Consider the following 13,510-nt stretch of genomic DNA (forward strand, 5'->3'; position numbering starts at 1 on the left):
ATTATTAGAAAATAAAAATCGAGGGTCTGAATATGATAAGAAAAATAATTTGGATTATTGGCGGGCTGGCGATTACTGTTTTAGCGTTCTTTATTGTCGATCGAAGTGGATCAATTTGGCCGGCTGTAATCACTGCAAGCATTGTTGGAACTATATTTATTATTGGCTTTGCCTTTCGGTGGATTGGTGAGATCAACTCTTCGCTTAACCGAAAAGCCATAATATTGGTTTTAGCTGTAATGCTGTTGGGGTCAAGTGTTTATGCGACACTAATCTACATTGACAGCAATAATCAGCACGATCGGCTTACCCACATTCGTACGCATATCGAAAAGGAAATACTAAGCACGTATGTTCAAAAGCCGTTGCTTAAAACACTGCGTGACTATCAAACATCTGAAGATGCAAAACAGAATATTGATGAAACTTTTTATGCAAGGTACGACTCGTTAGTTCAGGATAGAGAATTAATGATTGCAGCTCTTGATGAGAGTGATCTAACAACTGCTTTTTATGTGTATAAAGCGAATGCTGATACGCTAATTATTGCGGGCGAATCCAGTATTTTGGACGCAAAGTCTGGAGACTTTCAAAACGCTTCGGGAGCACAGGGCAGATTTGAAATGCATGGAATATTAACACCTAAGGGAATAAGCTATGAGCGAAGAAACTAATAATACTCGGCCTTGGCTACCATGGGCGGTTGCCCTTTCTGTTATAGTCAGCATTTCACTGGGCATAAAATTTATGGATTGGCCTAACATATTTGTTACACCCTGGCCCCTCGTAAACGGAGTATTTACAATACAGGCGATTGATGCTTTCGAAAAAATAACGCCACTTGAAGCCGCTCCTTTCAGTGATCAGTTAAGAATTTTAGCAGCAATTTTGTTGCTTTTTATCGTTGGTCCGGCTTGTTGGATATGGGGTGAAATTCGAAGCCAGAAAGAGCATATAAAACTTAAGAGCTTTATCTGGTATGTGGGTGTTATTCTCGTGGGTATGGGATTATTTTCGACTATTTATGGCACAACAACTCGGTTGATCAGCTTCCAAGACGATAGCGTTCAAAACAATAACAAACTAATTAGGCTTTCAAAAACAGCAGATGAGCTCGAAAGTGATCTCAGAAAAATGGCAAGAAAAGCTTATGAATTGTACTACCTGCCTGCTGACAGAGGGGGCGGAGGTCAAAGCTTCTTGGCATTTGAAGATAGTACTGGTGTTAAGCGCCCCATTCGGTTATCTGATTTGAATGCCCATCTTCAGTCCGATTATATCTTTGTGTTAAAGGAGGTTCAGTCTGACAGCAGTATTACCATTTATGGGATTAGTGATATATCCGGAGTGGATCCGGATTTTAAAAATGCAGATGGCAGACAGGGATTATTACAGGTTGCAATAAATGTTCATCCCGAAGATGGGTTTTCCAATATAAATAATAAGGAAAGTAATGTCCCTTTTCGATAGTTTTCAAAGCCGATCCCACACCCAGTTGGGGATAAGCTTAATCAACCAGCTTACCAATCGCCATCTTTTAGGTACATAGGACCAATTTTTTTTACGACGGATGGCATCTGCTATCTGAGTAGCGGCTTCTTCTGTTTCAGCTATCCAAAACATACCCTTTTTGCCGTCGGTCATCTCAGACTTTACAAAGCCGGGCAAAATTGTGCTTACAGCAATATCGGCATCAGAATGATTAGCCTTTTGACGGTATCCTTGGAGGTAGGTATTTACAAAAGCCTTTGACGCACTGTAAGGAGCACTTAATCCCCATCCAAAAAGAGAGGCTACCGACGAAATGCCCACAATATGTCCGTGGCCCTGTTTGTAGAACATTGAAAAACTGTACGCCGTTAGGTTCGCAAATCCGCGAATATTAACATCTATAATTTGCAGATCACCTTCGCGCCCCACCGCTTTTTGATAATTTGAGATACCGGCATTCAGCACAATAGTATCAATACCGCCCATCTTTTGCTTAAGCTGTTCCAGTTGATTAATAGCATTTTCGTGGTTCGTCACATCCATATATGTGACAGATATGTGCCGCTCAAGTTCCTGTTTAAGTTCTTCGAGCCGTTCTATTCGTCTGCCGGTGGCGCCTATGTGGTGTCCCCTAGAATGCAGTTCTCGTGCCAAGGCGCGGCCAATGCCCGATGTTGCGCCAATGATAGCGATCTTTTTACTCATAAATTATAATATGTCTTGCTGAAATTGATGCTTATAAAGGTTGATCCAGCCGGAATGGTTATTACCATTTCGAAATTTCGCCGGATGCAGAATTTCTGCAAGAATTTGAGTTGAGTCGACCAGTCTTGGGCCGGGACGATTAAAAAAGTGATTCCCGTCCATTACAAAAACTTGCTTATTTTTTACAGCCGATAGTTGATCCCATCCCTTGCGACCGGTAAGTATAGAAATTTCAGAAAGTGTCTGCTCAATGGAATACCCGCAGGGAGTAATAGTAATAATTGGCGGATCCATTTTCTGAACTTTTTGCCATCCCAACGAGGGAGAATGTTGGCCTGATTGGGCACCTACAGGATAGCCCCCTGCCAGCTGGATGAGCTCAGGGATCCAGTTGCCCGCCGCCATCAGTGGATCCATCCATTCAAGGGCCAATACCTCGGGATGATAGAAATTGGTTACAGCTTCCTGTATGCCCTTTAGTTCTGACTTCATTTGTGCTGTTAGTTTTTCTGCTTCTTTACGGGCGCCAATAGCATCAGCAATGGTCCTAATAGAGTCCACCACTTCAAATAAGTTCGTAGGAGAAACAGAAATGATCTTCACCTCCTTTCCCAGACGGTTACGAACGGCTTGTTTTACATCATCAACTGAGGCGGCACAAACCTCACAGTGATCTTGTGTTACAATAATATCAGGATCCAGATCTGCAAGTTGGTTTTCATCAACGCGATAGATCGATAGTCCTTCTTGCAGCAATGCCTTTATCCGTTGATCAATTTCGTAACTGTTGCCGTCGGCATTGAATTTTGATTCGGTACAGGCAGGTAAAGATGAGATCCCATTGGGGAAGTCACATTCGTGTGATCGCCCCACAAGTTGGTTCTGTTTACCGAGAGCAGAAATAATTTCGGTTGTACTTGGTAAAAGAGAGACAATGCGCATTGTTATAAAACTAATTTCAGTGCAGACGGCCGTTTAATATATCCATTACCTTTCGTAAATCTAAGTTACAGCATGCATGAAAAAGAATATAATATAAATTGTTTTACAACGTTATTTTATTGTGAGGTAAGTACTCAAGTATCGTTTATTCTTATATTCTTAACTCGATTTTATATCGGGTCAAATAATCGATATATTTTCGAAACTGTTAGCAAAAATTTTTTTAATTCCAATTTTACTATCACATACTATATGAAGTTTCTTAAACATTCTATCACTTTTGTATTAGGATTTTTTCTTATGGCCGGTGCAGCTGTTGCACAAGGTCAGCAAATGAAAGGTATGCAGAACAATAACAATGCCCAGCCCGACAGTATCTCTGATAAAGAGCTCAAAAAGTTTGCTGCTGTTATGCAGGCACGTCAGCAAGTTCAGCGAGAATCTATGAAGGAGTTGCAGACGATGTTAAAGGATAAAGACATGACTATGCAGCGCATGCAGCAAATAATGATGAGTAAGCGCAACCCTAAAGCTCCTGATTCGTTGAAGCCTACCGAAAAAGAGCAGAAAGTTGTGGAAGAGATTCGTCCAAAAATGCAAGAAATGCAGCAGAAGTCACGTAAGAAGATGATGTCTGCAATGCAGGAAAATGACTTAAATCCCCAGCGTTTTCAAGCTATTATGAAAGCGGTGCAGGGCAACCCTGATGTCATGAAACGGTTCCAAAAAATTGCTAAAGGTTCCATGGGTGGAAACCAGCAATAAGCTGACCTGGATTTTATTTAAGCCTGTCTTGTTTTCAAGACAGGCTTTTTTTATTTCTGGCTGATCCATGAGCAGTTTTTGGGATAAAAACGCCACGGTAATGAAGCGTCATCGCCGGCATAATCAACTCCAATTCGTGAAGTTGCTGTGAGATTGTCTGATCCAATGCTGGTATCGTGCTTTTCAATCCAGATGCTCTTGCCCGAAAGAGAAGTACTGTCGTAATCAGTATTGATACCAAGTGCTTCGGTTAATCGGCCGGGTCCGGCAGTGAGTGCTGGAGTATGTGCATTGGCATTGCGCCGATGTAGCATTATGTCTTCGCCTTCGAAAGGTTTAACGGCTCGGATCAGTACTGCATCAGCCTTGTCTTTAACATTTGTTACTACGTTAAAAAGATGGTGAATACCATAACACAAATATATGTAGGCGATACCGCCGGGTTGATACATAGTTTCAGTTCTTTTTGTTCGGGTGCCGCCGCTAGCGTGACAGGCTTGGTCTCCCCGGCCACAGTAGGCTTCGGTTTCAGTAATAATTCCGCTGGTTTTTTGTCCATTTATATTAGTGCATAATACCTTGCCGACGAGTTGTTGTGCGACATTTACCACATCAGACTGGCGGTAAAAAGAGAGTGGGATTTTAGAACCGTGCATTACATTAAGAAATTTTGGTGTAGGGGTTTTGATAGGCGGGTTCTGGATCGATGAACGCATCCTGATAGGCGCGCGCCACTATGGTGGTTATTACAAAAAGCACTGCTGAGTAAAATGCCCAAATACCAATAATAACGAGTATAGTATATCCCTGGTAAAAATACCGATAGCCACTTAATGCATATCCCAGGTAATGGCCAACACCAAACTTGGCAATTTCAAATAAAAGGGTATAAAGCGTGCCGGCCACTAATGCGACTTTGGGCTGCATCCGTTTTTCGCTAATGTATCGAAAAATGATGTAGAAAAGAATGAATGTAAAAAGGATCGGGATAACAAAATTTAAGAACTGGTATATCCAGCTTAGCTTAAACATCATATCGGTGAAGGGAAGGTTAAGTGGATCGAAAGAGACTAGTGAAATCACCGCAATAATGAGGCTGAAGAAAAGGAACACTCCGCCTACCAATCCAAAGGTAAAGAAGTTGTAAACCATTTCGAGGATAGGATGGCGTCGGTCTTGGATCTCAAAAATATCAAAAACCACATGTTTGAGCGTACGAAAAAATCCCAGCGAGAAAAATCCCAAAATAACTATACCTACGATACCAAAAATACGCCGCGCCCCGATAAGTGGTTGTAGTATTGATTCTATAGTAGCAGTTCCACGATAAACATCACCTGATTGTGATTCGTAGGCAAAGCTGGGAAAGAGCTCTTGGCCATAGCGTACAATCTCGTTAAAGGCATGCTCGTACGATAAGACAAAACCAATGATCGAAATCATCAGCAGAATAAACGGTATGGCACAGATAAAGAGATTAAATGTGATAGCAGAAGCGTTAAAAAAAATGTCGTTATCCTTTGCCAGGGTTACGATGCGCCGCCAGAAATTCTTATACTTCTGCACTGTCAAATTTCGTAAGTTTAAACGTTTCTATTGAAGATGTTTGCCAATTTCTACCGGCCAACTTCGAGAAATTGGTATCAAAACAGTGTAAATACTACTTAATAATATAAAGATCAACACAACTGCTTGTCCATGAGTACCAAGACAAAATCGCTTACGCCGCTGATGCGTCAGTATCATCATATAAAAGAAGAGCATGAGGGTGCGATATTACTATTTCGTGTGGGCGATTTTTATGAGACTTTTGCTGATGATGCTGAGCTGGTAAGTGAGGAACTGGGGATTACTCTTACCAAACGAAATAATGGCAGTGATCAAACACCGCTGGCAGGCTTTCCTTATCACGCCCTGGATACCTATCTTCCAAAATTAGTTAAAAAAGGGTATCGGGTAGCCGTATGCGAGCAGGTTGAAGAACCTTCGGAAGCCAAGAATGCCGGCCGAAAAGTAGTGAACCGAGAGGTTACCGAAATTACCACTCCCGGCGTTACCATGTCGGAAAAATTACTCGAGCACAAGCGCAATAATTACGCTGCTGCAATCTATTGGGAAGACGATCGTGCGGGTATTGGGTTTGCAGATGTGTCAACAGGAGAATTTTCGCTCAGTGAAGTACCTGAAGAGCAGCTTAATGATCTGTTGCAATCTATCACTCCCGCAGAATTATTGTTGCCAAAGGATTTAAAAAATGATGTACCGGAATTTTTGTTGGATTATAATCTCACCTTTATTGAAGAATGGGTATATGAAGGAGATTATGGCTATGATTTACTGACAGATCATTTTGAGACGCACTCGTTGAAAGGATTTGGTGTTGAGGATCAAGAGGTTGCACAAGTAGCTGCCGGCGCACTGATGCACTATATTCAGGAGACCCAAAAAGCATCACTGGGTCATATCAAGCGCTTGCAAAAGTTCGAAAACAATGACTATATGGCCCTTGACGGTTCTACAAAACGGAACCTGGAGCTTACCACAACTATCCAGGAAGGGGCCAGTGAAGGTACGCTTATTAATATCCTTGATGATACGGCTACAGCCATGGGTGGGCGTCTGTTGCGCAAGTGGATCATGCGTCCCCTTAAAAGTTTAGAACCTATCCGAAAGCGATTGAATGCCGTTGAAGCACTGGCGACCCATCACGATGCGCGCGAAAATTTGCGCGAAGAACTGAATAAGGTAGCCGATCTTGAACGGCTTATTTCACGTATTTGTGTAGGACGAGCCAATGCCCGCGACTTGATGAAGCTTAAAGAGTCATTGGGACAGATACCGCTCGTTAAGATGCAATTCAATCATCTCGATGAACCGCTGTTGTCTGATATTTTGGATCGCATGGAGCTGCTGATTGAAGTGCAAGAGCGTATTGAGGAAGCTATTGCCGAAGAGCCCCCTGCCAGCGTGCGCGACGGTGATATTTTTAAGGATGGATTTAATGACGAGCTTGATGAGCTGCGTAATATTGCTCGTAACGGCAAAGATTATATCGCCGAAATTAAAGATGAACTGGCCGAAGAAACCGGTATCAGCTCACTAAAGGTAGGTTATAACAAGGTGTATGGATATTATATTGAAGTCACAAATACGCATGCCGACAAAGTGCCGGAAGAGTTTATCCGCAAGCAGACGCTGGTAAATTCTGAGCGATATATTACGCCTGAGCTTAAAGAGGTAGAAGAGAAAATACTGTCGTCTGAAGAACAGAGTAAGACGCTTGAATATGAGCTTTTCGAAGAACTGCGCGTTGAGATTGCCGGTTATGCCGAGCAGATTCAGCAAGTGGCCGAGGCGATTGCCCAAATCGATTGTTTGCAGAGTTTTGCAGAGGTGTCCTACCATAACAATTACTGTAAGCCTGCTATTGCCGATGATCAGAAAATTGATATTAGCAAAGGACGACATCCGGTAGTGGAGCAGATGCTGCCGCCGGGCGATCCGTTTATTCCCAATGACATACATATCGAGAATGAAGACGAGCAGATTCTCATTATTACCGGGCCCAATATGGCAGGGAAAAGTATCATTCTGCGACAGACAGGACTAATTGTGTTACTTGCACAGATCGGTTGCTTTGTACCTGCCGACGAGGCCCATGTTGGTTTGGTGGATAAAATATTTACCCGTGTGGGAGCATCTGATAATCTTGCTGCGGGCGAAAGTACCTTTTTGGTAGAAATGAATGAAGCAGCAAATATCCTGAATAACGCTACGCGTAATTCCTTGATTCTATTGGACGAAGTGGGTCGTGGAACTAGTACTTTTGACGGTCTGAGCATTGCTTGGTCGCTGGCTGAATATCTGCACAACCAGCCTTCGGTGGCGGCAAAAACGCTCTTTGCTACGCACTACCACGAGTTGAACGAGCTCGAAAATATGTATGAGCATATAGCTAATTATAACGTATCGGTCAAAGAGCATGACGATAAAGTAATTTTTCTGCGGAAGCTGGTGCGCGGCGGTGCCGATCACAGTTATGGCATACAAGTAGCTGATATGGCAGGCTTGCCGTCCATCGTTATTGAACGAGCTAAAGAAATTTTGTCGAATCTCGAAAGTCACAGCTTGGATGTGACCGATAGCAACGGTACGCTCGAAGAGGGTGCCCAGAAAAAGAAAGCGGCCGTCAAAAAAGCGGCTGAGGAGATGGAAAAGCAGGGGCAGATTGCCCAGCCATCACTTTTTCAGGCACAGCTCGATCCCAATACCGAGCAGCTTATCGACAAGCTCGAAGCCTGCGACCCTAATCGGATGACCCCCATCGAATCATTGATGCTCGTCTCGGAGCTTAAAAAGCTGGTGGATAAACGTAGTTGATCAATTATCGGATAATGCCTGCATTTTTCTCTGAAAAATGTATTCATAACTGCGTCCGAATGAAGATGGAATCTGAAGGTCTTTAAGTTGGTTCTCGATCTTATTTATTCTTTTTTGGAGTGATGCCCCCTTCCATTTAGTTTTTTCTATTTGTCCTCCCAGCTGTTGTTGTTGATTATTAATTCGTTTTAGTAGATCAAGCCCGCGGCCAGGGTGATAGCCAGCGCGATAGGTATAGGCTACCGCCCAGTAGTCGGCGTCATATTCATATTCATCCAGCCGATCTTTAACCGTGTATTCATACATCTGATTGGCCAGTTTAGTGAGTTCGGCCTCCACCTTTTTGTATTTTTCTTTGCGCTCTCCAATCTCTTGGTTAAGCTCTTCAAATTGTTGTTCCGCCTTGATTTTTGGTTTGCGCTTTTCGGTTTCTTTGATGCCGTGATTATGGACAATATGTGCTAGTTCGTGGGCAGCGAAGAAGGCAAACTCGGCTTCGTTTTTGATCAGTTTAAGTAAGCCCCTGGATACAAATATGGATCCATTTGGTGAGGCATAGCCGGTGATGGACGTTGAATCTAAAATATAGACTTGCACGGGGGTTTCGTAGCGGTGTGAATTTTCGGCAATGACAAGCGTAATATGAGTTAAATACTGTTGCAGAGCCTCATTTTCGACAAGCCCCTGCTGGGCAATAACATTGGCTATGCCCCATCCTGCTTGTTCTCTAAGTGGATCTAATCCCGCAGCTTCATTGGCTTTAAGTTCAAAGCGTGATTGTGCCTTATCCCAACTCCAGTTCTGTAGTCGCTGGTTTCGAAATTCTTTATAGGCCGAGGGCGAAACAAATCCGTCAAAGTTCTGCAACAGATCTGTATTTTTTGATTCTGTTTTTTGAGAGGTAAAGTCCTTGGCAAAACCTTTGACAGCTGCTGCAACCTGAGCTTGCGAAGCAGAGGGAGTCCCGGCGGAGTCAGTTTCTCCATCAGCAAGCTCATCAAAAGCATCCTCAGCGCTTGTCTTTACTTGGTCTTGGTCAGGAGATGTTCGTTTTTCAGTATCTTCGATATAGGTTGATCGCCTTGGAATCCACCCGGTTTTATTAGAGGCTTTAATTTTAAGCCACTGTTGTTCTTCGTCCATTTTTTTAGCCGTAGCCCCGGATTTTAGCCGAAGCAATAACTTATAATAAGAACCCGGTCCGTTGCGCATATCTACGCTAGACTTTACAGTGATTGGTGCAATACGGCTTGTGGCTGAAATGGCGGAAAGCCCCAGTACAAGCAAAAGCATTAGAGCTGTATATGTTGATAATCGGTTCATGATGATACTCTCTATTTTGTTTTAAGATGAAATACCCCATTCCAATCATCAGGCGGAGGAGTGTTTTTAAATTCTTCACACCGTTCAATGTAGGTTTGTGAAGGTCCGTCTTCAGGCAAAATATCAAAGACGTCGCTAAAATGTTTAATTGCCTGATTCCACTGCCGGTTAAGATAGTATTCCATTGCCCGATTATAAATCTCAGTAGCTTCTTTTAGGGAGGTAAGATCGTTTTCGGATGTCTTTTCCGCCATTAGTTCATACACCTTCACTGGTTCGGTTTTGCCCTTTACAACCAGCAGATCCAGTTGCCGGCAAAGAAACTGATCTTTAATCTGTTGATACGTAGGTTCGGCAATCATGGCCTTGGTGTTAAATGTTTTGTTAGCAGCTTCAAGCCGGGCAGCTAGGTTTACATTGTCACCCAAAACGGTATAGTTAAATCGATTGAAAGACCCAATATTTCCGACAATCATATTGCCAGTAGCAATGCCAAACCGAGCATGAGTAGGAGTATCCTGAGGGGTTAGCTGGTCCACTTTTTCAATCATCTGCAGAGCACTGCGGCAGGCCAGTTCAGCATGATTATCCTGGGCAATGGGGGCTCCCCAAAAAGCCATAACCGCATCACCGATATATTTGTCAACGGTGCCTGCGTTATCAAAGATGATGTTGGTCATGGCACCAAGATATTCGTTTAAAAACTTCACCAGTTCTTTGGGCGGCTTGGATTCCGAAATGGTCGTAAAACCCGCTAAATCAGAAAAAAGTACCGTAAGTCGTTTTTCATGTCCGCCAAGCGTAAGCAGCTCAGGCTGATCCATTAACTGTTTTACAAACTCGGGCTGTACATACTGGCCAAATGCTGATTTTATTTCCTGCTTTCGCTTTTCTTCGGCGAAGTATTTATAGGCTGCACCACCGCTGTACGTAAGCACACTCACCACAATATACATGCCGGTAGACAGCCAAATCCGCTCATAGGCAAAAAAGGCAATCCCGGCCCCAAGAATAATACTTAGTATACCTACCATTGAGATTGCTCCATTTAGTGGACGACTGTAGGCGATGAGGAAGGGAATGCCAAGTGAAAGAAGTAAGAGAATTATTATTTTAACAATGGTAGGCCATTGTGTTACAAAATTTTGGCCAATTAAATTATTTAGGATTGTCGCTTGAATCTCCATACCCGGGAAAGCTTCGAGCGAGCTCATAGGAGTACTCTTTATGTCTCCGAGTCCAGCTGCCGAGGCGCCCACAAGCACAATTTTGCCTTCAAAAACTTCGGGCGGAACGGGGACATCTGCTTGTGGATTGCGCTTTTTTTGAATAGCACTTTGCACTACAGCGTGAAATGAATAATAGGGAAAGGTGCCGTTTTGTACACCACCCTTTTTGTACCAGTTGATGAGATAATCTCCGTTTTCGAGCAGTGGTATTTCTATATTATCTACCCGAAGACCGTCATCGGTCCACTTTATTTCTACAGAATCTGACTTGGTCGCTAAGTAAGCGGCCATCGAAAGGGTGGGAACAGAGCCTTTGTGAGCCAAGCTGTCGAACAGATGTACTGAACGGATAAGTCCGTCGCTGTCAGGTTGAAGGACTGTATTGCCTAATGCCTTCGCTGCTTGTCCAAACGGAGTGATTGGACGAGAGTTCAACAGGTGGGGTTGCCTGTATGGGGGTTGGCCCGCGATTGAATAGCTTTTAATATTTGGATATTCATGCAGGGCAGAAGTGATGGAATCGGCACTGGGAGTTGATTTAAACGCCAGAATTCCATTCTGGGCATTAGCCAGTGTGTTCGCAAAACGCCGGTCGCTCGCTGAACCCGATATATTATTACGATTGAAATCAGGTGTATCAAAAAGAATATCGAAGACAGTGAGTTGGGCTCCCGAGTTGGTAAAGTATTCAGTTGCAACCTGATAGAACTCACGGGGCCACGGCCAATACATGCCGTTTTTATTGAAGTACGAAAGACTTTTTTCATCAATTGATACTAATACAATCTTGTTATTGGGATCTTCCTGCTGAAGATATCGGAATTTATAATCGAGTATTAGCTGGTCGAGCGCATCGAAGGTATGGGTAGAAAATCCCACTAGGCTCACTATAAAAAAACTGAGACCAAGAAGTATTAGGTGTATGTCCTTGTTGGAACTGCTAATAATTCTCTCTTTTTAAATTGATTGATCCCTATTACATCCAACTAATGATTGCTCTAATGTATAGAATATGTTACAGAAAAAGCAATCAGCAATTGTCGGTTCTGTTTGCTTACCAAGATATGCTTACTTCCAATAAACAACTATACTCCCGACTGACATCGAAAAAAATAGCGGAATCGGGGGCATATGAACTGCTCAATAGTATGCTTCATATGATTGATGAGGCGGCACACTTTGTACACCTTGAAGGCCCCAAAAGTCAATCAGAAAATATTAAACTTTCTAAATAACTAAAGAAGAATACAGCCATGGGAAATTTGATAATACCACTGTGCTTATTACTGGTGGTGCCGGTGGTATTGGTCGGGAAATAACACATCAATTTCTTGATCACGGAGCTACTGTAGAGCTTTGGGATTTGGATAGCAAGATGGATAATGACTATTACTGAGCAATGGAAGGGGCAAGGACCCACTGCACATTTTGGAAAAGTGGGTGTAACAGATTGCCAGGAAGTTACTGAGGCACGAGATAAACTGTTAGGTTCGGCTTCAATGGAAAGCCCCTACTGGATTTCTGTAAAATTTAATTTTAACGGATTCCGGTCTTAGCAATAATACGATATCATGCTATAAAGCCTGTCATCTTTTAAGAGCGGGCTTTTTTATGGCTTATGCTAGTAGCATGATTTAATATAATGCGTTTTTAAATTCGTACTGCGTATTGCGTATCTTCCTGCGTTATCTGTAATACGTAATTTTAGTATTGAAAACTTCTGCCAAATATATTGCCGACCGAATCCGTCTGATGATTGCCACCAAGCAATTTCAGGTGGGAGAGACCCTGCCATCCACGCGTCAACTTGGGCAACAGCTGGATTCCAGTTTCCATACCGTACGTAAAGCTTATCATATCTTGGCCGATGAAGGACTCATTCGTAGCGAGCGCGGTAAAGGATTTATTGTAGAGCGCCAGAATACGAACCTTGATAAGGCCGACCGGCTGGAAGTGGGAGCCGATAAGATGCGCAGCCTCTTGGAAGAACTTATTGGCTATGGACTGGACGAATCCGAAATTGATGAGCTGTTTCAGGAACAGCTAAGCTTTATGGAGTGGCCGGATCGTATTGAAACATGTGCCAGTATTGGAGAAACTGATGAACTGGGAAGCATGTTGGCCGAAGCCATTCAGCAGGAGGTAGGTGTGCGCAGCCGGGTGCTTAATGACAATCAATATAATGAGACCGTCAAATATGATGCGTTGTTTGTACCTATCCAGCTGGTGAATAAGTTTAATGATTTTTCAGAGCAAGGACGGCTGTTGCCCATTGTTTATAGCATTGATCCCGATACACTGCTTTCAGTTGTGGATCGTGCGGCCATAGAAACAATAGGGCTGGTAACGGCTGACGATGAAACTATCCCTAAAATTATTAAAGAGTTGAAAGTAAGCATAAAATTCGGAGGCTCATTTGTGGCAGGAGCTACTTATGGAAGTTCACTGCCGCTGTTCGTAAGAGAAACCGATCTGATTTTATATACCTCTGAAAGTGCTAAGCTTGTAGAGCAGAAAATTCCTGAACGGAGGCGCATCAAGTTGGAGTATCGCATTTCGGAACAGAGCGCAAAAACCATTCGTGCCGAACTGTGGGACCAGTAAAAAATTGAGAATTAAAAATGAAGAATTATAAACGAGTTTGATTTTTATCCCCCATCTTCAATTTCCAGTAA

The 13,510-nt window shown here is 43.0% G+C and carries 13 protein-coding genes; 7 read left to right on the plus strand and 6 right to left on the minus strand.

The window, feature by feature from the left end:
* Positions 1-32: 32 nt before the first annotated feature.
* Positions 33-674, plus strand: a complete 642-nt coding sequence (locus LX73_RS08695; protein WP_148899075.1) for a hypothetical protein — start codon at positions 33-35, stop codon at positions 672-674.
* The gene (locus LX73_RS08700; RefSeq protein ID WP_148899076.1) at positions 658-1,470 is read left to right on the plus strand and encodes a hypothetical protein; all 813 of its coding nucleotides are present in this window, start codon (positions 658-660) and stop codon (positions 1,468-1,470) included. Before LX73_RS08695 ends, LX73_RS08700 begins: the two co-directional genes overlap by 17 nt.
* Before the next feature lie 3 nt (positions 1,471-1,473).
* Here LX73_RS08700 and LX73_RS08705 read toward each other — a convergent pair whose 3' ends face one another.
* On the minus strand, positions 1,474-2,196 hold the full coding sequence (locus LX73_RS08705; RefSeq protein WP_148899077.1) for an SDR family NAD(P)-dependent oxidoreductase: 723 nt from the start codon (positions 2,194-2,196) through the stop codon (positions 1,474-1,476).
* A gap of 3 nt (positions 2,197-2,199) precedes the next feature.
* Positions 2,200-3,138 carry a cobalamin-binding protein gene (locus LX73_RS08710; protein ID WP_148899078.1) on the minus strand — a complete coding sequence of 313 codons (939 nt, stop codon included), beginning with the start codon at positions 3,136-3,138 and terminating at the stop codon, positions 2,200-2,202.
* Positions 3,139-3,390: 252 nt separating this feature from the next.
* Between LX73_RS08710 and LX73_RS08715 the strand changes: the two genes are divergently transcribed.
* On the plus strand, positions 3,391-3,903 hold the full coding sequence (locus LX73_RS08715; RefSeq protein WP_170245638.1) for a DUF4168 domain-containing protein: 513 nt from the start codon (positions 3,391-3,393) through the stop codon (positions 3,901-3,903).
* Positions 3,904-3,953: 50 nt separating this feature from the next.
* On the opposite strand, the gene LX73_RS08720 is transcribed toward LX73_RS08715, so the two are convergent.
* On the minus strand, positions 3,954-4,559 hold the full coding sequence (locus LX73_RS08720) for a DNA-3-methyladenine glycosylase (RefSeq protein ID WP_148899080.1): 606 nt from the start codon (positions 4,557-4,559) through the stop codon (positions 3,954-3,956).
* Positions 4,560-4,563: 4 nt separating this feature from the next.
* A complete protein-coding gene (locus LX73_RS08725; RefSeq protein ID WP_148899081.1) occupies positions 4,564-5,469 on the minus strand; it encodes a YihY/virulence factor BrkB family protein in 906 nt (301 codons plus the stop codon).
* A gap of 132 nt (positions 5,470-5,601) precedes the next feature.
* Here LX73_RS08725 and mutS point away from each other — a divergent pair, with 132 nt between their 5' ends.
* Complete coding sequence (gene mutS / locus LX73_RS08730) at positions 5,602-8,283, plus strand: DNA mismatch repair protein MutS (RefSeq protein ID WP_246138207.1); 2,682 nt, start codon at positions 5,602-5,604, stop codon at positions 8,281-8,283.
* Here mutS and LX73_RS08735 read toward each other — a convergent pair whose 3' ends face one another.
* Positions 8,284-9,606 (minus strand): M48 family metalloprotease, encoded by a 1,323-nt coding sequence (locus LX73_RS08735; protein ID WP_148899082.1) that lies wholly within the window; start codon positions 9,604-9,606, stop codon positions 8,284-8,286.
* An 11-nt stretch (positions 9,607-9,617) separates the two neighbouring features.
* Complete coding sequence (locus LX73_RS08740; RefSeq protein ID WP_211359393.1) at positions 9,618-11,723, minus strand: CHASE2 domain-containing protein; 2,106 nt, start codon at positions 11,721-11,723, stop codon at positions 9,618-9,620.
* Positions 11,724-11,872: 149 nt separating this feature from the next.
* On the opposite strand from LX73_RS08740, the gene LX73_RS08745 reads away from it, so the two are divergent.
* From LX73_RS08745 to LX73_RS08750, 3 genes are all read left to right on the plus strand, one after another.
* The gene (locus LX73_RS08745) at positions 11,873-12,070 is read left to right on the plus strand and encodes a hypothetical protein (RefSeq protein ID WP_148899084.1); all 198 of its coding nucleotides are present in this window, start codon (positions 11,873-11,875) and stop codon (positions 12,068-12,070) included.
* Positions 12,071-12,217: 147 nt separating this feature from the next.
* Complete coding sequence (locus LX73_RS12995) at positions 12,218-12,391, plus strand: hypothetical protein (protein ID WP_170245639.1); 174 nt, start codon at positions 12,218-12,220, stop codon at positions 12,389-12,391.
* A gap of 154 nt (positions 12,392-12,545) precedes the next feature.
* Positions 12,546-13,439 (plus strand): GntR family transcriptional regulator, encoded by an 894-nt coding sequence (locus LX73_RS08750; RefSeq protein ID WP_148899085.1) that lies wholly within the window; start codon positions 12,546-12,548, stop codon positions 13,437-13,439.
* Positions 13,440-13,510 lie beyond the last annotated feature (71 nt).

The sequence above is a fragment of the Fodinibius salinus genome, assembly GCF_008124865.1.
Taxonomy (GTDB): domain Bacteria; phylum Bacteroidota; class Rhodothermia; order Balneolales; family Balneolaceae; genus Fodinibius; species Fodinibius salinus.

What these genes read in the sequence shown, in the direction of transcription:
- mutS (WP_246138207.1), top strand. Translation starts at nt 5,602, where the DNA reads ATGAGTACCAAGACAAAATCGCTTACGCCGCTGATGCGTCAGTATCAT.
- LX73_RS08735 (WP_148899082.1), bottom strand. Translation starts at nt 9,606, where the DNA reads ATGAACCGATTATCAACATATACAGCTCTAATGCTTTTGCTTGTACTG.
- LX73_RS08715 (WP_170245638.1), top strand. Translation starts at nt 3,391, where the DNA reads ATGAAGTTTCTTAAACATTCTATCACTTTTGTATTAGGATTTTTTCTT.
- LX73_RS08705 (WP_148899077.1), bottom strand. Translation starts at nt 2,196, where the DNA reads ATGAGTAAAAAGATCGCTATCATTGGCGCAACATCGGGCATTGGCCGC.
- LX73_RS08695 (WP_148899075.1), top strand. Translation starts at nt 33, where the DNA reads ATGATAAGAAAAATAATTTGGATTATTGGCGGGCTGGCGATTACTGTT.
- LX73_RS08700 (WP_148899076.1), top strand. Translation starts at nt 658, where the DNA reads ATGAGCGAAGAAACTAATAATACTCGGCCTTGGCTACCATGGGCGGTT.
- LX73_RS12995 (WP_170245639.1), top strand. Translation starts at nt 12,218, where the DNA reads ATGACTATTACTGAGCAATGGAAGGGGCAAGGACCCACTGCACATTTT.
- LX73_RS08710 (WP_148899078.1), bottom strand. Translation starts at nt 3,138, where the DNA reads ATGCGCATTGTCTCTCTTTTACCAAGTACAACCGAAATTATTTCTGCT.
- LX73_RS08720 (WP_148899080.1), bottom strand. Translation starts at nt 4,559, where the DNA reads ATGCACGGTTCTAAAATCCCACTCTCTTTTTACCGCCAGTCTGATGTG.